The 22,601-nt window shown below is 72.2% G+C and carries 15 protein-coding genes; 7 read left to right on the plus strand and 8 right to left on the minus strand.

The genetic code is table 11. The features are described 5' to 3' along the window. Positions 1-71 precede the first annotated feature (71 nt). Positions 72-1,223, minus strand: a complete 1,152-nt coding sequence (locus tag ABZT14_RS02615; RefSeq protein WP_356297016.1) for an LCP family protein — start codon at positions 1,221-1,223, stop codon at positions 72-74. 224 nt (positions 1,224-1,447) lie between these two features. On the opposite strand from ABZT14_RS02615, the gene ABZT14_RS02620 reads away from it, so the two are divergent. Next, the gene (locus ABZT14_RS02620) at positions 1,448-1,996 is read left to right on the plus strand and encodes an acyl-CoA thioesterase (RefSeq protein ID WP_356295807.1); all 549 of its coding nucleotides are present in this window, start codon (positions 1,448-1,450) and stop codon (positions 1,994-1,996) included. 12 nt (positions 1,997-2,008) lie between these two features. Here the strand turns inward: ABZT14_RS02620 and ABZT14_RS02625 are convergent, their stop codons facing one another. Next, positions 2,009-3,472, minus strand: a complete 1,464-nt coding sequence (locus tag ABZT14_RS02625; protein ID WP_356295809.1) for an LCP family protein — start codon at positions 3,470-3,472, stop codon at positions 2,009-2,011. A 308-nt stretch (positions 3,473-3,780) separates the two neighbouring features. Between ABZT14_RS02625 and ABZT14_RS02630 the strand changes: the two genes are divergently transcribed. Then, positions 3,781-4,827: a glycosyltransferase family 2 protein gene (locus ABZT14_RS02630; protein WP_356295812.1), complete on the plus strand. Its 1,047-nt coding sequence runs from the start codon at positions 3,781-3,783 to the stop codon at positions 4,825-4,827. A 359-nt stretch (positions 4,828-5,186) separates the two neighbouring features. Here the strand turns inward: ABZT14_RS02630 and ABZT14_RS02635 are convergent, their stop codons facing one another. The 3 genes from ABZT14_RS02635 to ABZT14_RS02645 all read right to left on the minus strand — a co-directional run bounded on the left by ABZT14_RS02635 (position 5,187) and on the right by ABZT14_RS02645 (position 10,215). After that, positions 5,187-6,884, minus strand: a complete 1,698-nt coding sequence (locus tag ABZT14_RS02635) for an LCP family protein (protein ID WP_356295815.1) — start codon at positions 6,882-6,884, stop codon at positions 5,187-5,189. A gap of 51 nt (positions 6,885-6,935) precedes the next feature. After that, complete coding sequence (locus ABZT14_RS02640; protein WP_356295818.1) at positions 6,936-8,627, minus strand: LCP family protein; 1,692 nt, start codon at positions 8,625-8,627, stop codon at positions 6,936-6,938. Between the two features lie 823 nt (positions 8,628-9,450). After that, a complete protein-coding gene (locus ABZT14_RS02645) occupies positions 9,451-10,215 on the minus strand; it encodes a TIGR03089 family protein (RefSeq protein ID WP_356295821.1) in 765 nt (254 codons plus the stop codon). Between the two features lie 137 nt (positions 10,216-10,352). Here ABZT14_RS02645 and ABZT14_RS02650 point away from each other — a divergent pair, with 137 nt between their 5' ends. After that, positions 10,353-11,696 carry a peptidoglycan recognition protein gene (locus ABZT14_RS02650; protein WP_356295825.1) on the plus strand — a complete coding sequence of 448 codons (1,344 nt, stop codon included), beginning with the start codon at positions 10,353-10,355 and terminating at the stop codon, positions 11,694-11,696. Between the two features lie 77 nt (positions 11,697-11,773). Next, positions 11,774-12,694, plus strand: coding sequence for a DNA-3-methyladenine glycosylase 2 family protein (locus tag ABZT14_RS02655; RefSeq protein ID WP_356295828.1), 921 nt, complete (start codon positions 11,774-11,776; stop codon positions 12,692-12,694). 53 nt (positions 12,695-12,747) lie between these two features. Here the strand turns inward: ABZT14_RS02655 and ABZT14_RS02660 are convergent, their stop codons facing one another. Genes ABZT14_RS02660 through ABZT14_RS02670 form a run of 3 tightly spaced genes read right to left on the minus strand, consistent with a single transcriptional unit; the run spans position 12,748 to position 15,650 of the window. Beyond that, a complete protein-coding gene (locus tag ABZT14_RS02660; RefSeq protein WP_356295830.1) occupies positions 12,748-14,061 on the minus strand; it encodes a coenzyme F420-0:L-glutamate ligase in 1,314 nt (437 codons plus the stop codon). Continuing rightward, positions 14,058-15,050, minus strand: coding sequence for a 2-phospho-L-lactate transferase (cofD, locus tag ABZT14_RS02665; protein ID WP_356295833.1), 993 nt, complete (start codon positions 15,048-15,050; stop codon positions 14,058-14,060). The genes ABZT14_RS02660 and cofD overlap by 4 nt, the downstream gene beginning before the upstream one ends. A gap of 51 nt (positions 15,051-15,101) precedes the next feature. After that, a complete protein-coding gene (locus tag ABZT14_RS02670) occupies positions 15,102-15,650 on the minus strand; it encodes a cysteine dioxygenase family protein (protein WP_356295836.1) in 549 nt (182 codons plus the stop codon). A 716-nt stretch (positions 15,651-16,366) separates the two neighbouring features. Between ABZT14_RS02670 and ABZT14_RS02675 the strand changes: the two genes are divergently transcribed. From ABZT14_RS02675 to ABZT14_RS02685, 3 genes are all read left to right on the plus strand, one after another. Then, the gene (locus ABZT14_RS02675; protein WP_356295838.1) at positions 16,367-16,630 is read left to right on the plus strand and encodes a WhiB family transcriptional regulator; all 264 of its coding nucleotides are present in this window, start codon (positions 16,367-16,369) and stop codon (positions 16,628-16,630) included. A gap of 308 nt (positions 16,631-16,938) precedes the next feature. Continuing rightward, positions 16,939-20,769 carry a glycosyltransferase gene (locus ABZT14_RS02680; RefSeq protein ID WP_356295841.1) on the plus strand — a complete coding sequence of 1,277 codons (3,831 nt, stop codon included), beginning with the start codon at positions 16,939-16,941 and terminating at the stop codon, positions 20,767-20,769. A gap of 64 nt (positions 20,770-20,833) precedes the next feature. Continuing rightward, positions 20,834-22,375, plus strand: a complete 1,542-nt coding sequence (locus ABZT14_RS02685) for a DUF5719 family protein (RefSeq protein WP_356295844.1) — start codon at positions 20,834-20,836, stop codon at positions 22,373-22,375. Positions 22,376-22,601 lie beyond the last annotated feature (226 nt).

Genomic DNA, 22,601 nt, shown 5'->3' on the forward strand with positions numbered 1-22,601 from the left:
GCGAACCGCCGGCCCCCTCGAACGCGCCTCCGTCCGTCCGGCCCGTGGGCCGGTGTCCCGGGGCGGGGGTCTCACTGGCTGGAGACGGTGACCTTCTCGTCGTTCTTCAGCTGGGAGACCAGCTGCTTGACCTTGGGCATGTCCCACTGGAGGGAGCCCATCGGGGCGGGGGTCGAGGTGGTCGGCATGTTCAGCTGCTTGCCGTCACCACCGGACACGCCCTTCATCGCCCAGAACATCTTGCCCAGGGTCCACACGCCCATGTCGGAGTCGACGACCAGCGAGTCCAGGCCGGCGCTCATCGTCGGGTACAGCCGGAAGGGGTTGAGGATCGTGGAGGGGGTGGCCGTCTGGTTGGCCAGCGCGGACAGGAACTTCTGCTGGTTCTGGGTCCGCACCAGGTCGCTGCCGGCCTGCTTGCGGTTACGGACGAAGGCCAGCGCGTCGGCGCCGTTCAGCGTCTGCTTGCCCTTCTTCAGGTCCGCGCCCGAGTCGCGGTCCTTGATGTCCTCGGGGATGTCCATCTCCACCCCGCCGACCGCGTCCACGATCTTGGCGAAGCCGCCGAAGCCGATCTCGGCGTAGTGGTCGATCTTCAGCCCGGTGTTGTACTCCACGGTCCGGGTCAGCAGCCAGGGGCCCTCCATGGAGTAGGCGGCGTTGAGCTTGTTCTTACTCGCCTTGATCCGGTTGCCCGAGTCGGAGCCGGTGAACTCCGGGATGGTCACCCAGGAGTCACGCGGCAGGCTCACCATGGTGTTCCCGTTGTCCCCGACGTGAAGGATGATCATGGAGTCGGTGCGCTGGCCGTCGACCGCACCGGTGTGCAGCCGCTTCTGGTCCTCCTTGGTCATGCCCTCCCGGCTGTCCGAACCCACGATCAGGTAGTTGGTGCCCTCGCCGGCCTCCGGGCGGTCCTCGACCTTGCCGAGGTCCACCTCGTCGCGGAGCTTGGACTCCGCGTAGGCGTAGGTGCCGATCGACCACACCAGCAGCACCAGCACCAGTACCACCGCGCCGACCTTGAGCCGTCGACCCCAGTCGGCCTGGGGGCGCTCGTCGTACCCGGGGGGAGGTCCACCCTGGCCCCCGTTCCAGCCGGAGTCGCCGCCGTAGACCCTGCCCTCGCTGTAGCCCGAGTCGTAGCCGGGCGCGTTCTGAGAGCCGTACACGTCGTCGTATCCCCTGGACTGGGCGGGCACACCGCCGGCCTGGTGTGGCATCTCACTGGTGGGGGCCGGCTGGGCGGGCTGCCCGCCGTAGCGCCGGTCCCGATTCATTTCGGGCCACTGGTTCATAGGGGCAGTCTGCCCCTTCGCGCCAGGGCCCTGACAGGTCGGGTACGAGATCCGCCCACCCCTGTTGCACAGCTGATGCAATTCCGGCCAGCTCGTACGGCGGCCCCACACGCGGATGTTGACGTTCGCGCCCGACATACAGTGAACCCATGACCGACCAGGCCACATCCCAATCCGCCGCGCTCCAGGGCAAACCCACCTCCGCCTCGCGCACCACCCTGTCCCACATCATGACCGGAAACGACACCAACCTGCTGGGCACCGTGCATGGCGGGGTCATCATGAAACTGGTCGACGACGCGGCGGGCGCGGTGGCCGGACGGCACTCCGAGGGACCGGCGGTGACCGCCTCGATGGACGAGATGGTGTTCCTGGAGCCGGTCCGCATCGGCGACCTGGTGCACGTGCACGCCCAGGTGAACTGGACCGGCCGCTCCTCCATGGAGGTCGGGGTGCGGGTGATGGCCGAGCGCTGGAACGAGTCCACGCCCGCCAGCCAGGTCGGTTCCGCCTACCTGGTGTTCGCCGCGGTCGGGCCCGACGGCAAACCCCGGGCGGTACCGCCGGTGCTGCCGGAGAGCGAGCGGGACCACCGGCGGTACCAGGAGGCCCAGATCCGTCGCTCCCACCGGCTGGCCCGTCGCCGGGCCATCCGGGAGCTGCGGGAGCGACGCGGTCGCGAGGGGCTCCAGGACTGAGCGCGGCCCTCGTCAGTCGCAGGCCGCTTCGTCCCCGGTGACCGTGGAGAAGCCGCCGTTCTGCATGGTGCCGGCGTCCAGCACCGGGTCGCCGGCTCGCACCGCCCGTACCCGCTGGCCCTGTTCGCCGACCACCACCCGCATGACCTGGCCCTGGCCCTTGGCCTTCTTCAACCGCGCGTCGGGCAGGGCGGCGGCCAGTGAGTGGGCGGAGCGCTCCCAGCGGGGGTCGTAGTGGATGACGGTGTGCTTGGCCTGGTCGTCGCCCTCGGCGTTGCCGGGGGTGCCGGTGGTGGCGAACCCGGTGCCACGGAGCCGGTTGTCCACCTCCCGGCCGAGGCCGGCCTTCTCGGTGGCGTTCTCCACCCGGACCCGGACCTGCTGGGGGCTCACCTGGACCGGCACGGTCTTCTTGCGCTTCGGCTTCTTCTGCGCCAACGGCCGGTCCTCGCGCAGCCGTTGGAAGAGGGCCGCGGACTTCTCGGAGTCCCAGCGGACCGTGGAGCCCAGGTTGCCGACCCGGTAGTCGGTGTCGCTCAGCGGTACCGAGGCGAACTCCGAGGAGGAGGGGGTGAAGCCGCGCATCGCCCGGCCGAGCGCGATCATCTGGTCGCTGCCGAAGCCGTGGTCGGCGCGTACCGAGGACAGCAGGGTGGAGGCGAGCCGGTTGAACTTCACCGGGTTCATCAGCACCCCGCTGTCGGTGGCCTTGGCGATGACCGAGGCCAGGAAACGTTGCTGCCGCTTCATCCGCCCCAGGTCGGAGGCGCCGTCCAGGTGCCGGGCGCGGACGTACTGCAACGCCTCGCCGCCGTTCAGATCGCTGCTGCCGGCCGGCAGGTCAAGGCCGCTGTAGTCGTCCTTGAGCGGTCGCACCGTACACACCCGCACCCCGCCCAGCACGTCCACGGTGCGCATGAAGCTGGTGAAGTCCACCTCCAGGTAGTGGTCCACGTGGACCTTGGTGAGCCGCTCCACCGCGCGGACGGTCAGCTGGGGACCGCCCAGGGTGTACGCGGAGTTGAGCTTGGCCGGCTGGGCGGGTTTCCGCTTCCCGGTCTGCCGGTCGGTGTGCGCCGGCAGGCGCACGTAGGAGTCCCGGGGCAGGCTGACGACGCTGGCTCGCTTGTGGTCGCCGGACAGGTGCACCATCAGCATGGTGTCGGTGCAGTCGCAGTCGTTGTTGCCCAGCCGGTACTTCTTGCGGTCCTCGGCCGACACGTTCTTGCGGCTGTCCGTCCCCACCACCAGCAGGTTGAGTCCCTTGGCGCTGTCCGGCCGGTCGGTGAGCCCGGCGAAGGGGTCCACCCGGCGCACCCCGGTGTCCAGTTCGGACACCACCGCGTGGCCCACCCCGCTCACCCCGAGGGTCAGGACGCTCAGCCCGGCGGCCACCCGCAGTCCCCAGCGGGGGCGCCGGGAACGGGAGCGCCGAGGGCGGGCGGGGCGGGGGGCGCGACGTACCGGTACGGACAAAGCGGGGTCACCTCCGGGCTGCGGGGCGGGGGTTGGGACACGCCTCGGGGCTGGGGCGGCGCCACCGGCGTACGGTTCCGGGCGGACGAGGCGGTGCCGCTTCCCTGGTCGTCGTACCGTATGCCTGTCGCCCCAGGGGCCCGGGCTTACACGCCGCCGGCGCTGTCGTGGCCCGTCCGCCGGCGTCCTTCGGGGTCGCCCGTTCGCGGTAACGTGGCCGTCGTCTCCCACCTCCGACCCCGGGGTGGGGTAGTGGCCGTCTCCGCCCCGGGAGACGGGGAACCGACCGCGACCGCGAGGCCTGTGAAGTGAACGCGACCCCCTCGAAGCCCCCGGAGACGACCCCGGCCCAGCCGCCCGTCTCCGTGATCATGCCGGTGCTCAACGAGGAGCGGCACCTGCGCACCTCGGTACGGCACATCCTGGAGCAGGAGTACGGGGGCGAGATGGAGGTGGTGATCGCGGTCGGTCCGTCCGAGGACCGTACCGAGGAGATCGCGGCCGAACTGACCCGGGAGGACCCCCGGGTGCGTACCGTGCCCAACCCCACCGGACGCACCCCGGCCGCGCTGAACGCCGCGATCAGGGCCTCCCGCCATCCGGTGGTGGTGCGGGTGGACGGACACGGGATGCTCTCCCCGAACTACATCGCCACCGCCGTACGACTGCTGGAGGAGACCGGGGCGGCCAACGTCGGCGGCATCATGCACGCCGAGGGGGAGAACGACTGGGAGCACGCGGTGGCCGCCGCGATGACCTCGAAGATCGGCGTGGGCAACGCCGCCTTCCACACCGGAGGACGGGCCGGCGAGGCCGAGACCGTCTACCTGGGCGTCTTCCGCCGCGAGGTGCTGGAGCAACAGGGCGGCTACAACGAGGAGTTCATCCGCGCCCAGGACTGGGAACTGAACTTCCGCATCCGGGGAGCCGGCGGGATCGTCTGGTTCTCCCCCGAGCTGCGGGTGTCCTACCGCCCCCGCCCCAACGTCCGGGAACTGGCCAAGCAGTACCGCAACTACGGCCGTTGGCGGCACGTGGTCGCCCGCTACCACTCCGGTTCCATCAACCCCCGCTACCTGGCGCCGCCCACCGCGCTGGTGGCCATCGCCGCCGGCACCCTGCTGGGCGTCACCGTCACCCCCTGGGCGCTGCTGGTCCCCGGCGGCTACCTGGCCGCCCTTGTCGTCGGCTCGCTGCCGGCCGGCCGTGGCCTGCCGGTCGGGGCCCGGGTACGCATCCCGCTGGCACTCGCCACCATGCACATGTCCTGGGGCTGGGGCTTCCTCACCAGCCCGCGCAAGCTGGCCCGCCAGGTGATCGCCAGCCGTCGTTCCCCGGTGCCCGCCGCCGACTGACCCGGCCCGCCCACCGGGCCGAGCCGGGAGTGTCGCTCCCCACCTCGGGGCCCGTTCCCGGAGCGGGTCTCCGGGGGCGGACGCGGGGCGTCCGTACGGGTGGGGCCGGGGCCACCCCCGACCGGACCCGCCGTGGTCCGCCGGCTGTCCGCCCCCTAGGCCCGTGGGCCGGGGAGACGGCGCCGTCCGGTGGGGGCGGCGTACCGGCAACACGGCACCGGGTACCGCCGGTGTCGGGAACCCGTCGCGGCGCCGAGCCGGCGCCCCCAGGCGGGGCTACCGGGGCCCGTCCGGTGACAGCGAGGGGCGCTGGGCTGGTGCCGGGGGCACCAGCTCAGCGCCCCCGGCGCTCATTCAGGTCACCAGCTGTACTGCGGGTTGACCTTCATACAGGCCTTGCGGTCCGAGCCGTTGAGGGCGTCGGCGCTGTCCGGCGTCTTGTCCTCGTCGCCTCCGCCCTTGCCCCCGCCTTCGGCGGCCGGGAAGCTCTTGCCCTCGCGCCAGTCGGCGCCGACCACCAGGGTCACCTCGCTGACCCCGGAGGAGTGCTTGACCGCCTTCTCCGGCAGCCCCATCGCCTTGGCCAGCGCCAGCGCGTCCCCGCGCTGCTCCCGTTCCGCGTAGCTGACCGTGGTGTCGGTCTGCGGGTTGGGGGTCTGGTCGGCGGCCGACCGCTCGTACCCCTTGGCCTTGAGGGCGTCGGTGATGGTGGAGGCCCGACCGGGTACGGCGGGCCGCGCGGCCGTGGCGGTGCCGTTCATCACCCGAACCGACAGCTCCTCCTTGGGAGTCGAGGTCTTGGTGGGCTCCGGCTTCTTGCTCTTCTTGTCCCGGCCGTCCAGTGCCACGTCGTGACGGATCATCGAGAAGACCTGGTCCGCCTCCCGCTCCTTGGGCACCACGGTGCCCCCGGAGGAGTACACCCACGGCATGGTGGCCATGGTGATCCGTTTGGTGGGCACCCGCTTCAGGTCGTTGCCCAGGTCGTAGAGCTTCCTGACGGTGCCGATGCCCTCGTCGACGGTGAGCGCCTTGGTGGCGGCCTCGGCCAGGTTGCGCATCTTGCCGGGGTCACGGAGCTTGGTTCCGGCCTTCAGCTCCCGCACCATCGAGTTCATGTACATGTGCTGGGCCCGGGCCCGGCCTATGTCGGTGCCGTCGCCGAAGCCGTGCCGGGTGCGCAGCCAGTGCAGGGCCTGCTCGCCCTTGACCACGGACGTGCCCTTCTTCAGCTTCAGTTGGGACTGGCGGTCGTGGACGTTGCGGTCCACACAGACCGGCACCCCGCCCACCGCGTCCGCCATGGACACCACACCGGCGAAGTCGATCATCATGAAGTGGTCGATGGGGATGCCGGTGAGGTTCTCCCAGGTGGCGACGGTGCAGCCGGGGCCCCCGCGCTGGAGGCTGGTGTTGATCCGCTCCGTCATCGGCTTGTAGACCTTGCCGTCGTCCGTGTCGGTGCACTTGGGCACCTCCACCCTGGTGTCGCGGGGGATGGACAGCACGGACATGTTGCTGCGGTCCGCCGAGACGTGCAGCAGCATCTGTACGTCGGCGAGAGGCTCGCGGCCCCGGTCGATGTGGGAGCCGCCCAGCTTGGCGTTGCGGTCCGAGTTACGGGAGTCGGAGCCCAACAGCAGGATGTTCAGGGGGGTCTGGCCCTCGGAGTTGGGGTTGGTCTTGTTGAGCTTGCTGTCCCCGAGGTTGAGGGCGTCCTTGGTGAGGTTGCCGTTGAGGTGCTCGTAGTAGAGGTAGCCGCCGCCGGCGGTCACCAGGATCAGCAGGGCGAGACCGCCGGCGAACCAGAGGAGTACCCGGCGTTTGCGCCGGGGGCGCCGGCGTCCCCCGTCGGCGGAGCCACCGCCCGAGGGGCCGGAGCCCGGGGTGTCCGCGTCGCCCTCCGACGCACCACCGTGGTCGCGGCGGGGTGCGTCATGGGAGCGGGCGGATCGGTCGGGGCGTTGACGCCCCGGTATGTCCCCGTCCCGCCCCTGGCCACGGGGCGCGGGAACGCGACGCCTCACCCCCTGTTCTGTTCTGTCGTTGTGCCGCACCGGGCCCTCCGTTTGTTTCCCCCTGGCCGTCTGGCGGGACGGCCCCCAGGATCACTTTGCGCAGACCTTCTTCTTGGCGTTGACGTTCTGCACCCCGTCCGGCGCCTTCTCCGGCGGCGAGACCGGTTCACCGGCGGCCTCGAAGTCCTTGCCCAGGATCAGTTGCATCGGTTCGCGCGCGTCCGCCTTCTCGGACGACTTCTTCAACGCGGACGAGGACAGGCCCATCATCTTGGCCAGCGTCTTCGCCTGACCGGCCTGGTTGGTCGCGTAGGTCAGCCGGGTCTTGGTGAGCTTCTGGGGAGCGTTGCCGGCGTTGGTCGACAGCCGGACGCTCTTGTTGTTCTGCAACCAGTCGACGGTCTCCTGCGCGGCGCCGATCGGGCCGCCCCCGTTGGTGACGTCCACCCGGACCTGCTCGGCGGGCGCCGCGTCGACGTTCTTGAGGTTGTCCTCGGGCTTCTTCTTGCCTCCGGTCTTGGACAGGGACTTGTCCGACCGCACCATCTTGAACAGCGACTTGGCCTTCGACTCGTTGAGTATCACCGTGGCCGGGTCCTCCGGGTTGTCCAGGACCGGAACGGTGGCGAAGGTGATGTTCTTGGTGTCGACCTGACGTAGGTCCTTTGCCAGGTCGGTGAGCTTCTTGACGCTGCCGATGCCGGTGTCAACCGTGAGGTTGTCGGTCATCACGTTGGCCATCTTGAACAGCTTGGACGGGTTGCTGACCGTGCCGCTCGACTTCATCTTGCGGATCATCGAGCCTATGAACTGCTGTTGCAGTTCGATCCGGCTCAGGTCGGAACCGGTGCCGATGGTGTGTCGGGTACGGACGAAGGCGAGGGCCTGTTCTCCCTTGACGGTGTGCCGTCCGGCCTTCAGCCGCAGATGGGACTTGGGGTCGTTTATGTCCTTGGCGGCGCAGACCTCCACGCCCCCCACCGCGCTGGACAGTTCCTTGACCGCGTTGAAGTCCGCCATCATGAAGTGGTTGATCTTCACTCCGGTCATCTTCTCCACCGTGCGCCAGGTGCACCCCGGGTCCCGCCCGCTCTGCCCCAGGCTGGTGTTGAAGCGGGTCTTGGTGGTGCCGGGGATGACCTTCTCGGAACCGTCCTTCTGCTTGGTGGGGCAGGAGGGTATGTCCGTGATCATGTCCCGGGGGATGGAGAGCGCCGTGGCGTTGGTGCGGTCCTTGGAGACGTGGAAGAGCAGGGTGGTGTCGGCGTGGCCGACGCTGCCGGCGTCGCCGTAACCGGTGTTGCCCTTGCCGGAGCGGGCGTCGGTGCCGATCACCAGGATGTTGAGGGGCTCGTCGCCCTTGGCCTCGTTGTGGATACCGACGTCGACCTTGTCGATGTTGCCGTTGAAGTGCTCGTACAGCAGGTACGCGGAGATCGAGCCGCCCACGACCAGCAGCGCCAGGGTGGCGCCCGTCCAGCGCAGCGCCTTCTGCTTGCGGTTGGCCCTCGGCTTGGCCCGCCGTCGACTGGCGGCGGCACGGGGGGCGTTGTCGTTCTGCTCGGGGCGGCGCTGGGAGGGGACCCGGCCCTCGGGGGCGTCCTCGCGCCGGCTCACCTGGCGCAGTTGGGCGGTGCCGGAGTCGCGTTCCGGGCTGGGGCCTCTGCCGCCGGAGCCGTCGGAAGCGTCGAGGCGCAGCTCGTAGCTGCCGGTGTCCGGGTTGAACACCCACTGGTCCGCGGGGTCGATGTCACCCGCGCTGCCACGGCCTTGCGCGTCCACGATCGCGAGAGTCCTCCGGTAACGCCCTGCGTGCTGTCCCGCGACGGTCGCGGGTGCGCGGGGCTGTCGGTCCAATCTGGTCTGTTCTCGGGATACGCACCCTTGCCGCTACGAGGCCCGCGGGGAAGGCCCAACGGCGGCCGAGGCGCTCACCCTAGCGGCCACTTTCGAGGTCGGGCGAGGTCGGTGACGAAGTCCACGCGGCGACAACTGGTCAATTCCCCCCAATCTTTGCGCCTTGTTGTGCGTAGATTTTGTGTGTGGTGACGCATCTCGTTCATGTCGATGCGAGGCGTGAGGAGTTGGGGCTTTTTCCCGCTGTCGTCCGAGGTGTCGCCGGGCGGTGCCGGTCGGTCCTTCCGGGGGTCCCGTCGCCCTCACTGTCCTTTCGTCTGCCCCTGATTCGTCCCGGCTCACCCGCTGGTGAGCGGTTTTCTCGCCCCGAACCAGGGGGTGCGTCCCGCTTGGTGTCGTTCGTGTCCTTGGTCCGTCTCGCTCCGTTCTGTGGGGCCGGTCCGGCGGTGTCGGACGGCGGGCCCGCGTTCGGTACGTACCTACGACGTGTGGGCGGGGCGGATAGTTTCCGGCCGTCCAGGGTCAAGTGGCCGTCGGGTGGCCTGTGTTGGCCCTTGGGGTGTATGAGGCGTTTGGGGTGCCGGTGTCCGTTGTGGGTGACAGCGGGCGTCCGCCTCCCTGATCGTCCTCGTCCGGTTTCCCTCCGCTCCTGTGGCAGGTCCGTACGGTTCTTTCCGTCCGCCTGCACAGACACCTCGGGGGACGTTCGGGTTGTACGTACCGCGCCACGGGTTCCGGCCGGTCGAGGTCACTCGGCGGTGTGGGTGACCCGCTCGCTGTCCCGCCGCCGCTCCAGGGCGTCGCCGTCCAGGTGGCCGGCGTTCCGGCACAGCACCACCGAGGCGTCCGCGGCCAGGGGCGCCAGCAGCCCGGCCGAGACCCCGTGCCAGTGGTCGTAGGGGAGCCGTGACAGCAGTCGGGAGCCGGGCGCGAGTCCCAGGGAGTGGGCGTCCGCCCGGGCGCGCTCCACCACCTCGGCCCCGGTCAACTCCACGCGGGCCGGCCCCACTTCCACGGTCAGCGCCGGATCGTCCGCCGACACCGGGACGTACGGCGCGAACTGGTCGCCCTGTCCGGGGGCCTCCACCGCGTAGTCCCGGAACCCCTCCGGGGGCTGGGCGAAGCGGGCGCCCATCGGGCGGAGGCTCAGTGCCACCCGTTCCCCCCGGCAGGCGCGGGCGCGCTCCAGGTCGGCCGGCCCGCACACCGCCAGGTCGGCCTGGGCGGGGTCGCCCTGGAGGTCGACGTGGACGCCGGCGGAGAAGGCGGCCACCATCCACACCGCGGTCTGCCAGTGCGCGGGCAGCAGCAGTGCGAGGCGTTCACCCGGTTCGACCGCCAACTCGTCCTGGAGGAGGTTGGCGGTCTTGGACACCCAGTTGGCGAAGGTGGCCACCGAGAGTTCGACACGTTCGGAGGTGTCGTCGTCGTAGAAGGTCACCAGCGGTCGGGCGCTGTCCGAGGCGAGCGCGGAACGTAGCAGGTCGGCGGGGGTGCGGTCGTTCTCGTTCATCGCGTGAGTGTACGTGCGGCGGCTGGCTGCCGGGATGTCAGCGGCTGCCGGTCACCGCCCTGTTGGGGCGTCGGGCGTCGACTGTGCGTCAGTTCTCGAATGGACAGCTTTGTGCATATATGCGCACGATCGTGCGTATGCGTGCACTTCTTGCTTCCTCGATCGGCGTGACCTGCGCCGCGGCCGTGCTGCTGCCCCTCAGCCCGAACGCCCTGGCGGCGAACGGCCCCACCACCCGGGAAAGGGTCTCCCCGGCCGGAGGTACCCAGGCCCTGCCGCTCGTCCCCCTGTCCCGAAGCGGACCCGGCGCCGCCCGAGGGGACCGGGCCCAGGCCGCCTGGCGAGGGCTCCCCGCCAAGACCGTCAAACCGTTCTCCCTGCTGGGCGTCAGCTGGCCGAACGCCGACGAACGGCTGCACGGCACGGTGGAGGTCCGTACCCGGGCCGGCGACACCGGACGGTGGGGCCAGTGGCGGCGCCTGGACACCCACGGCGCCGACGCCCCCGACCGCGGGGCACGGGAGCGGCACGGAAGCCAGGCCCGTGGGGCCACCGCTCCGCTGTGGGTGGGCGCCTCGGACGGGGTGCGGGTGAGGGTGCGCCCAGAGGAGGGTGGGGGAGGCCTGCCCCGAGGGCTCCGACTGGAACTGGTCGCGCCCGGGGGAGAGCGGACCACCACCCCGGTCACCCGGGCCCGGGTGAGCGAACGGGCCGGACAGCCCCAGGTCCGGGCGCCCCAGGAGCCGGGGGCGGTCGCCAGCGCCGCGGTCAACGCCGAGCTGGCCCCGATGGGCAGTTCCGAGGTACCCGCGCTGACCAGGGAGGAGACCCGTTCCCGGATGGCCGCCGGCGGCAGCCCGCGCGGGGTCTCGGCCACCAGGGCGGCGGCGCGGCCCCACATCGTGCTCCGCAAGGGCTGGGGAGCGGACGAGAGCCTGAGGGAGGGCCAGTTCGACTACGGCAAGACGGTCCGTGCGGCGTTCGTCCACCACAGCGCCGACAGCGACGCGTACACCTGCGCCGAGGCCCCCTCGGTGATCCGGGGCATCTACCGCTACCACACCACCAGCCTCAAGTGGCGGGACATCGGCTACAACTTCCTGGTCGACAAGTGCGGAAAGATCTACGAGGGCCGAGCCGGCGGTGTGGAGCGACCGGTACGCGGCGCCCACACCCTGGGCTTCAACGACGACACCACGGGAGTGGCCGTACTCGGTGACTACAGCTCCTCGAAGGCGTCCGGGGCCGCCGTGCGCGCGGTGAGCCAACTCACCGCCTGGAAGCTGGGACTGTTCGGCGTCGACGCCCGGAGCAGGACCACCCTGACCTCCGCCGGGGGCGGCAAGTTCGACCGGGGCGAGCGGGTCGAGCTGAACGCCGTCTCCGGGCACCGCGACGGGTTCACCACCTCCTGCCCGGGGGACCGGCTGTACGGGCAACTGCCCGACATCCGCTCCGAGGCGGGCCGGCTCCAGGGCTGACGGCGGGGTCGGGAAACCGGGACGGGCAGGGGCAGGCGGACCGTCCACCGTCGGCGGGCCCGCCTACCCTGTCCGTCATGTCGCTACCCCGCCAGGCCCACGGGGCGCCACGGGTGCGCCACTGGAGTCCGCCCGGCCCGCTGGACCTCGCCGCCACCCTCGGCGTGCTCCGGCGCGGCCAGTACGACCCCGGCCACCGGGTCGAGGGGGACGTCTTCTGGCGGGCCACCCGCACCCCCGAGGGGCCGGCCACCCTGCGGCTGACCCCCGGGGTGCGCGCACAGGCGTGGGGGCCCGGCGCGGACTGGGCGCTCGACCAACTCCCCACCCTGCTGGGCGCCCTGGACGACCCCTCGGCCCTGGAACCCCGCCACCGGCTGCTCCACGAGGCCCGCCGCCGTCACCCCGGGCTGCGGCTGACCCGTACCGGACTGGTACTGGAATCCCTGATCCCCGCGATCCTGGAACAGAAGGTCACCACCCGGGAGGCGTACCGGGCCTGGCGCACCCTGCTGCGGCGCCACGGCGAACCGGCACCCGGGCCCCACCCCGAGCTACGGGTGATGCCGACCCCCCGGACCTGGGCACTCATCCCCTCCTGGGAGTGGCACCGGGCGGGGGTGGACCACAAGCGCTCCTCGGCCGTGCTCCGCGCGGTACGGCTGGCCCCCCGTCTGGAGGAGGCCGCCGCCATGGAGTTGCCGGCCGCGCGGGACCGGCTGTGCCATGTGCCCGGGGTCGGCCCCTGGACCGCCGCCGAGACCCTTCAGCGCAGCAACGGCGACCCGGACGCGGTCACCGTCGGCGACCTCCACCTGCCCGGCTCCATCGGCTACGCCCTCGCCGGTGAACGGGACGCGGACGACGCCCGGATGCTGGAGCTGCTCGCCCCCTACGCCGGCCAGCGCCACCGGGCGACCCGGCTGATCCTGGCCCACGGCCCCCGCCGTCCCCGAAGGGCACCCCGCTTCGCCCCGGTCGACATCGCCAGGCTGTGAGGTCGGCGACGACGCTGGCCCGACCGGACGATCGGAACCGGGGCCGCGCCCGCTCAGCGCACGACCAGGAAGTCCTCCACCGAACGCGGTGGACGGTCGGCGGGCGGTGCCGCCGGTCGCCCCACCGCGACCGCCCCCATCGGGTCCCAGTCCTCGGGCAGCCCCAACACCTCGCGCACCACCGGCCGGCAGAACATGGTGGAGGACACCCAGGCCGAGCCCAGTCCCTCGCCGGCCAGCGCCACCAGCAGGTTCTGCACCCCGGCGCCGGCGGCCACCACGAACATCTCGCGCTCGGCCGCCGAGCGACGTGGATCGGGATACGGGTGGGCGCCGTCCGCCACCAGGCAGGGCACCACCAGTGCCGGCGCCCGGCGCAGCACGTCGCCCCGGCGCACCCGGCGTCGGACGGACTCCTCGCTCTTCCCGTCCCGCCGCAGATCCTCGACCCACGCCTGGAGCATCGCGTCCAGCAGCCGGGTGCGGGACTCGGCGGACTCCAACGACACGAAGCGCCACGGGGTGGTGTGGTGCGGGGCCGGAGCCGTCACCGCCAGGGCCACCGCCCGGCGGATCGCACCGGGGTCCACCGGCTCGTCGGTGAACTCCCGCACCGTACGCCGCTGGGCGACGGCCTCCCGTACGGCCTCCGAGGTGCCCAGCCGGAACATGTCGTCCCGCGCGGAACGGACCAGTGACCGGGCGCCCGGCTCCCCGTCCCGCACGTGCCGGCCCAGCCCCCGCACCACCGCCAGGGGCAGACCGCGGGCCTTGCCCTTCACCAGCTCACCGGCTCCGGCCAACTGGTCGCCGACGGCGGTCAGGGTGACCCCCAACTCCCGTCCGTGGGAGTCCCGTTGGCCTCGCAGGTCCTCCAGGACCCGTACTCCGGCGGCACCGATGGCCACGTCGGTCTGGCCCTCCCGCCAGGGGCGGCCGAAGGTGTCGCTGATCACCACTCCGACGTCCACGCCCAGCTGGGCGCGGAGGCCCTCGCGCAGGGCCCGGGCGGAGGCGTCCGGGTCCCGGGGCAGCAACAGCACGGTGCCCTCGGGGGTGTTGGAGGCGTCCACCCCGGCCGCCGCCATGACCAGGCCGAGGCCGTGCTCCACGATGCGGGCCGGCCCCCGTCGGGCCACCACCCGGACCGTCTCCTGGTCGATGGCCTCCTCGCGGTCGTCGGCGGCCCTCACCCGGCCCTCGGCCTTGCTGACGATCTTCGAGGTGACCACGAGCACGTCGCCGTCGACCAAGCCCTCGGGTGTGCGGGCCACGGCCTCGCGGACCAGTGTCACCAGGTCGTCGCCCTCACGTACCTCGGGGATGCCGGGCGGTGCCCACACCCGGCAGCTCTCGGTGTCGCTCACGCGTCCACCTCCGCCGCCAACTCCAGTGCGGCACGGGCCATTTCGGTGGTGGCGTCCAGGTCGCGCATCATCAGGGGCACCGCGCGGCAGCGGATGCCGGCGGTCTCCACGTCGCCCACCGAGCCGGCGTCCACCTCGTCCACCAGCCACCCGTCCAGCAGCCCCGAGCCGTAGTGCCGGGCCACCGCCGAGGCCGTGGCCTCCACTCCGATCGCGGCCAGCACCTTGTCGGCCATGCCGTGCACCGGGGCGTCCCCGACGATGGGGGAGAGGCCGACCACCGGCACCCCGGCGTCCGCGATGGCCTCCCGCAGTCCGGGTACGGCCAGGATGGTGCCGACGCTGACCACCGGGTTGGAGGGCGGGAAGAGGATCACGTCCGCCTCGGCGATGGCCTCCAGCACCCCGGGGGCGGGCTTGGAGTGCTCGGCCCCGACCGGGACCACGGCGTGCGCGGGCACGGAGGCGCGCAGCCGTACCCAGTACTCCTGGAAGTGGATCGCCCGGCGGCCGGGCTCGCCCTCGCCCCGCTGGTCCTCGGGCAGGTCGGTGGTGTCGATGAGCACGTGGGTCTCGACCCGGTCGTCGGTCATCGGCAGCAGTCGCACGCCCGGGTTCCAGCGGGCGCACAGTGCCTCGGTGACCGCGCTGAGCGGATAGCCGGCGGTGAGCATCTGGGTACGGACGACATGGGTGGCGAGGTCGCGGTCGCCCAGGGAGAACCACCCGGGGCCCACCCCGTAGGCGGCGAGCTCCTCGCTGACGGTGAAGCTCTCCTCCGCGCGGCCCCAGCCCTGCTCGGGGTGGATGCCGCCACCCAGGGTGTACATCACGGTGTCGAGGTCGGGGCAGACCTTGAGGCCGAACAGATGGATGTCGTCACCGGTGTTGCCGATGACGGTGATCTCGGCCTCGGGCACGGCGGCCCGGAGCCCGCGAAGGAATCGGGCGCCACCCACGCCCCCGGCCAGAACAACGATGCGCTGCATGACGGACAGTCTGTCAGCCGTCGCCGACATCCTGTTCCCTTGCCCTAAGGGTTACGGCAGGTCGTGTACTCCCGCCCCGGCCTGGGGAGTTGCGCCCCGGACGGCGCCGGGCTCCCGGGCGGCCGGGTCCTCGGTCGTGGAGGGGTGCATGGGCATCTCGGTGAGGCCGGGGAAGTACAGGTGCAGGCTCACCGCCGGCTCCAGCGAGTCGTTGCTGATCTCGTGGACGTAGCCGGGCGCGAACACCCGCTGGGCTCCGGCGCCCAGGGCCCGCGCCCCGGAGCCGGTACGTTCGGTCAGCCGTCCGTCGAGCACGGTCAGCACCCCGGAGGAGGGCCCGTGGTCGTGGGCGCCGTCGGTGCCCTGGCCGGGAAGCCAGCTCAGCAGCCAGGCCTCGTAGCCCGGGCCCACCCGCAGTCGGTGGTACCAGCGCACCGTGGGGTCGAAGCGCACCAGGTGTTCCCAGGTGGCGCGGTCGGCGCCCAACTTCCGGGCCAGCCCCACGAACTCGGCCACCGTGGTGGGTGGGCGGGGGGTGTGGCGGGGGAGCAGGTGGGGGAAGGCGAGGGGGTCGCCGCCGATTTCGACGTCGCTGTTCATGGGGTGGGCCTCAGTGCTGGAGGGTCGTCGAGGAGGGGTGCCCGGGGTGGGCGCCGGTCACCGGGCCGCCGAGGGGCGGACGCGGGCGGTGCCGGGAGGGGTGGCTCCCCTACGTGGTGTGGTCACACGGGGGGAGGGCGTGGAGAAGGGGAAGCCTCAACAGGCGCGACAGCGACAACAGCTCATCCGGGCAGCGAGACGAGCCCCGACGACGGGGGCCGAGCTGGACCGCGGGTGCGCTGACATGCGGCCCAGCAGACCGTGTCCGGTCGGTGGCTGTCAACCCGGAGTCCGGTAGCGAGGCCGGATTCACCTCTTTCGGATGGACTGCCTGCTGAAAGGTTTGTGCGGCCGTGTACGAGGAAGAGTGGCGCAACACCCTTTGGGGTCGCGGTCGTTGGACCGGCGGGCGACGTCGTCGACGGGCGTCCTTCGCGGCCGGCGGAGTGGGGCGGAGGCGCGCGGGGCCGGGGCCGGCCGTTCGTCGGCGCCGCTGGTCCCATGGGGTGGAGGGTGGCGAATTCCACGATCCGGTCGGTGCTGGGGCGATTTGAAGACTTACAGCGGTTTCTTGGTTCCGCAGGGTGAATAACCGCTTCGGTAGCAGACCTCGGCTTGACGGGCCCGGATCTCACGCTTGTAATTTCACTCGTGTCGTTCGGCGTGACCGGTAACGGTGAAAACACGTCGGCGGAAGATAGACGAGGGGCGCGCGTATGACCGAGCTGTTCCAGCAATTGCTGGTCGAAGAAGTGGACGAGGAGCTCGGCTGGCAGGAGAGAGCGCTGTGCGCCCAGACCGACCCGGAGTCCTTCTTCCCCGAGAAGGGCGGATCCACCAGAGAGGCGAAGAAGGTGTGCCTGGCCTGCGAGGTGCGCTCCGAATGCCTCGAATACGCGCTCGCCAATGACGAGCGTTTCGGTATCTGGGGCGGGCTTTCCGAGCGTGAGCGCCGGCGGCTGAAGAAGGCCGCCGTCTGATATGCCGTGACCGGTTCTGATCGAACCGCGAGGCTGGTTCTGGCTCCTGCCGCCTTCTCCCCGCTCGGCGGGCCCGAGGGGATCATCTCCCTCGGGCCCGCCGAGCCCTTGTGTGCCCCGACGACATAAGCCGCCATCCCCCCTGTTCCCGGGCGAACGGGACCACCGCCCCGGAGGGGGAGTGCCCTCGGGGCGGTGGGCGGACCTCGGGCAGCCGTTAATGTGGGTGGCCGTCCGAGACACCGCAGCCCCGACCACGTGGGCCGGCGGTGTCCACCGCAGTCCAACGAACCGGGGCACGCACCTCGATGTCCGTGTACAGCAACCCGGCCGAAGCCTCGGCCGCAGCAGGGGCGCCCCAGGCCGCCCCGGAGTTCCCTCGCCATGTCGTCACCGCCGTCCTGGTCTCCCACGACGGCGAACGGTGGCTCCCCGACGCCCTGTCGGGACTGGTCGGTCAGACCCGTGCCGTACAGAACGTCATCGCCGCCGACACCGGCAGCGGTGACGGCTCGGCCCGACTGGTCACCGACGCGCTGGGCACCGAACGGGTGCTGCACATGGCCCGTCGTACCGGCTTCGGCGCGGCCGTGGACGAGGCGGCACGTACCGCCGGGGTGCTCACCCCGGACGACCTGCCGTATCTGAAACGGCCCAGCGGCTGGGACCCGGCGACCCGCACCTGGCGGGACGACGCCTACGAGATGCCCGAACTGCCGCACGGGGAACCGGTGCAGTGGCTCTGGCTGCTCCACGACGACTGCGCCCCGGCCCCCGACGCCCTGCGGGAACTGCTGCGGGTCGTGGAGGAGCAGCCGCTGCCCGGCGACGGGGAGATAGCCGTCGTCGGCCCCAAGCTGCGTGGCTGGTACGACCGGCGCCAGCTGCTGGAGGCCGGCGTCTCCATCGCCAACAGCGGTCGGCGGTGGACCGGGATCGAACGACGTGAGCAGGACCAGGGACAGCACGACCAGATACGCCAGGTGCTCTCCGTCTCCACGGCGGGGATGCTGATCCGCCGGGACGTGTTCGAGCAACTGGGCGGATTCGACCGGCGGTTGCCCCTGATGCGGGACGACGTGGACCTGTGCTGGCGTGCCCAGTCCGCCGGCTACCGGGTGGCCGTCGTCCCGAACGCGGTGCTCCGGCACGCCGAGGCCTCCGCCCGAGAACGCCGTCCCGTCGACTGCGCGGGCCGGGGCACGGCCAGCCCCCACCGGGTGGACAAGGCCGGAGCCGTCTACACCCTGCTGGTCAACGCGCCCGCCAAGGCCCTGCCCTGGGTGATGCTGCGGGTACTGGTCGGCACCCTGATGCGTACCCTCGCCTACCTGGTGGGCAAGGTCCCCGGGCAGGCCCTGGACGAGGTGTCCGGTCTGATGGGGGTGCTGCTGCGGCCCGAGCGCATCGTGGCCGGCCGGCGACGAAGGCGCCGACCTCAGGTCGAGTTCCCGCAGTTGAGGCCGCTCTTCCCGCCGCCCGGCGCCACCGTGCGGGCCACGGCCGAGCAGGTGGCGGGCAGCCTCCAGGGAAAAGATGAGCCGGAGCGTTCGTCCGGCGGCCGGCACGGCGCGGTGGAGAGCGGGCCCGGCGACGAGGACGCGGACTTCCTGGAGGTCGAGCAGTTCGCCCGACTGAAACAGGTCGCGGCCAAGCCGGCGCCGATGCTGTTCGCGGTGCTGCTGCTGGTGTCCCTGGTGGCGTGCCGTGGCCTGCTGGGCGGCGGTTCCCTTGCGGGCGGGGCGCTGTTGCCCGTCTCCGGTGAGGTGTCCGAGCTGTGGGGCCGGTTCGCCGACGCCTGGCATCCGCTCGGGGTGGGGGGCACCCAGTCCGGGCCCCCGTACCTCGCGGTGGTGGCGGGGCTGGCCGTGCTGCTGTTCGGCAGCACCGGCACCGCGCTCACCGTCCTGCTGGTGTGCTCGGTACCCCTGGCCGGCCTCTCCGCGTACTTCGCCTCCCGCCCCCTGGTCGGCTCCCGGCTGATCCGCGCCGCCGGGGCGGTGGCGTACGCCTTCCTGCCGGCGACCACCGGCGCCCTGGCCGGCGGACGCATCGGCACCGCCGTGCTGGCGATCCTGCTGCCGCTGCTGGCCCGACTGGCCGTGGCCAGCTCGGGGTTGCGGCTGGACGCCGACTCCCGCCCCTCCTGGCGGGCCTGCTGGTGCTACGCCGTACTGCTCACCGTGGCCACCGCCTTCACCCCGCTGGTGTGGCCGGTCGCGCTGCTGCTGGCCCTGGCGGTCCTGGTGCTGCGCTGGCGCCAGGGGCGGTTCCTGAAGGCGTACGCGCTGCGGTTCGCGGCCGTGCTGGGTACCCCGCTCGTCCTGCTGGCCCCGTGGTCGTGGAAGTTGCTGACCAGCCCGTCGGCCTTCCTGGTGGAGGCCGGCCTGGAGTACGGCGAGGGCGCCTCCGCCCTGCAACTGCTCACACTCAGCCCCGGCGGGCCCGGCACCCCCGGCGCCTGGCTGCTGGTGGGCCTCCTGCTCGCCGGGCTGGCCGCGCTGCTGCGGCGGGACCGGGTACAGGTGCTGTACGGCGCGTGGGCGGTCGCCCTGGTGGGCCTGCTGTTCGCGGCCCTCAGCAACGGCGGGGGCTGGGCCGGCCCGGCGTCCCTGGTGTACGGGCTGGCGCTGCTGTGCGCGGCGGCCGTCGGTGCCGAGGGCGCCCGGGGCCGGGTGGCGGCGCGCAGCTTCGGCTGGCGCCAGCCGACCGCCGCCCTGCTGGCGGCCCTGGCGCTGGCCGCGCCGCTGGTGTCGGCGGTGGGCTGGATGGTCCGGGGCGCCGGTGACCCGCTCAGTCGGCGGGACCCGGTACAGGTGCCCGCCTTCGTGGCGGAGGAGAGCAAGACCCGTGACCAGGCCCGCACCCTGATCCTGAACGGTGACGAGGGCTCCGTCTCCTACAGCCTGCTGCGCGGTTCGGGTGCCCGTCTCGGGGACGCCGACCTGGCCCGCGACGGTGGGGACAGTGGCCGTCTGGGCCGGGCGGTCGCCCAGTTGGTGGCCGGTTCCGGGGCTGACCAGACCCGTCAGCTGGGGGACTTCGCGGTCCGCTACGTACTGGTGCGGGACGACGCCCCGCGCAGGATGAGCCGGGTGCTGGACGCCACCCCGGGGTTGACCCGGCTGAGCCAGGAGGACGGCAGCGCCCTGTGGCGGGTGGACCGGGAGGTGTCGCGGATCAGCGTGGTGCCGCCCGGCGAGGGGATGGAGCAGGGGGCCTCGGCGGCCGAGCCGACCCCGGTGGCGGCCGGGCCGGTGGAGGCCCACACCCGGATCCCGGGCGGTCCGAAGGGCCGTACCCTGCGGATCGCGGACGCGGCGGACTCCGGCTGGCGGGCGACCCTGGACGGTCAGCCGTTGCGGGCGATCACCGTGGACGGCTGGGCCCAGGGCTTCGAACTGCCCGCCGAGGGCGGCCGGTTGGACCTGACCTACCAGACACCGCTGTCGCACTCGGTGTGGCGGTGGACCCAGGGCTTCCTGGTGTTGGTGGCCGTGGTGCTGGCCCTGCCGGGACGCCGTCGGGAGACCGACGACGACCTGCCGGAGCCGGAGACCGTGCCTGCCCAGCCGGTGGCCGGTGAGGGCCGTCGGGCTCGCAGACTGCGGGCCCAGCAGGCGGCCGACGGGGGGGAGCCGCGACCCGGTGCGGGGGGCGGGACGCCTCCGCCGCCGGCCGAGCCGCAGGCCCCGGAGCCGTACGAGGTGCCCGGTCCCCCCTCGGACCCGTATGCCGGGGTACCGGAGGGCGTGGGCCAGGAGCCGGACCACGACGCCCGGTACGCCGACCACGGTGTGACGCACGAGACGACGCGGTACGCCGACCAGGGATACGGCCAGCCGTCCGGGCACGACCCGTATGCCCAGCCCGAGCCCTATCCCTACGGCACCCCCCAGGGCGGCTACCAGGAGGGGTACCCGGACGTGTACCAGGGCGGGCAGCAGGGCGACCCGTACGCGGTGGGCCCGCAGGGCTACGACGCCCAGACCCCGGGCGCCTACCCGGACCAGACCGGCTACGGCTACCCCGAGGGCACCGGCTACCCGACCGGGGAGCGGGCCGGGGGCGAGCAGCGCCCCGGCGAGGAGGAGTACCCCTACGGCCAGCACCCGTACGGCGAGCCGCCGCGATGGTGACCGGCGCTTTGGGGACAGCGCCCCCACCGGTGACGCCGCCCGTACTCGTGAAAGGAACCGACCAGTGAACCGCACCACCATGGCCCTGGGAGGAGCCGCGGTCTCCCTGACGCTGCTCACCGGTGTCGCCGCGCTGGCCGCGCCCTCGGACTCGGACGAGGCGGGCCCGGCCACCCGGCGGCTGCCGGTGGAGCGGACCACCCTGGTCTGCCCCCAGCCCACCGACTCCGAGGTGGCCCAGACCACCTACACCGGGTTCAGCCCGTCCGGCGGCGGGTCCACCAAGGGGCAGGCGGAACTGCTGCCGGTGGACGACGCGGAGAACGCGGGTGACGAGGGCGGCAAGGACAAGAAGGACAAGAAGGAGAAGAAGAAGGGCAAGAAGAAGCCCAAGAAGCCCCAGCCGGACAAGCCGGTGGTGCCGTTGAAGGAGCCCGGTGCCCCGGTGAAGGCGGAGCGGGACAAGGCCAACGGGCCCGCCCTGGTCGGTACGGCCGAGGGGCGGTTCGCGCCCGGCTGGACCGTGCAGCAGACCACCCTGGTGCGGGCCGGGGACGGACGGGGCGCGCTGGGCACCGCCTGCTCGGTGCCCGACACCGAGTTCACCTTCCCCGGAGCGAGCACCGCCGAGGACCGCCAGGACTACGTCCACCTCACCAACCCGGACGACACCGGCGCCGTGGTCGACCTCGAACTGCACGGGAAGGAAGGCCGGTTGGACACCCCCTCCGGCGAGGGGGTCAACGTGCCGCCCCGGTCCACCGTGCCGGTACTGCTGTCCTCGCTGACCTCCAAGCCGAGCACCAACGTCACCCTGCACGTCACCTCGCGCAGCGGACGAGTGGGCGCCCTGGTGCGCGCCAGCGACGAGAAGCTGGGCGGCGACTGGATCTCCGCCGCCGGGGACGCCCGGCCGTCGGCGGTGCTCCCCGGCATCCCCGGGGACGCCAAGGAGGTGCGGCTGATGGTGTACGCACCGGGGGAGCAGGACGCCGACCTCAAGCTGAAGCTGGCCGGCAAGTCCGGCTCCATCACCCCGGCCGGACACGAGACGCTCCACGTCAAGGGTGGGATGACCACCGCCGTGGACCTGGGGCCGCTCACCCGGGGCCAGGCCGGCTCGCTGGTGCTGACGCCCAGCGGCCAGGGCGGCCAGACCCCGGTGGTGGCCGCGCTGCGGGTGGTCCGGGGCAAGGGGCAGGGGCGGGAGAGCGCCTTCGTGACCTCCACCCCACCACTGGCCAAGCGGGCCACCGCCGCCGACAACCGCGCCAAGGGCGGCGAACTGTCCCTGACGGCCCCGGAGAAGGCCGTACGGGTACGGATCACCGCCTCCAAGGGCACCGCCGGTGGGACCGCCAGCAGTACGACGGTGACCGTGCGGGGCGGAACCACCACGGCGATGTCCACCCCCAAGCCCAAGGGCGGCAAGGGGAGTTACGCGGTGACCGTGGAACGGCTGTCCGGTGGCCAGCTGTACGCCGCCCGCACCCTGAAACTGCCGTTGAAGGGGGTCTCCGCGTTCACCACCCAGACCCTGCCCGACGACCAGAGCACGGTCGCGGTACCCAGCGCCGACCAGGACCTGTCGGTGCTGCACGACTGAACTGACCGGGCGTCAGCCCGGGTCAGCGCTTCGGACCGGGCCGTGCCAGGGGCCAACCAGCCCCCTGGCACGGCCCGTTGGCGTGGGGCGGTGGGTGGTGCGGGCGGCGGACGGCCGGTCCGAACGGTTCGTGGTGTTGTCCTCCGGGGGTCTGGAGGGGCGCCACTTCGTCTCGTAATGTGGGCGCGCGGAGTGACTCAAGGCGCGTAGATTCCCCCCTTCGGTG

Origin of the sequence: Streptomyces sp. NPDC005438, assembly GCF_040606315.1 — a bacterium.
GTDB lineage: Bacteria > Actinomycetota > Actinomycetes > Streptomycetales > Streptomycetaceae > Streptomyces.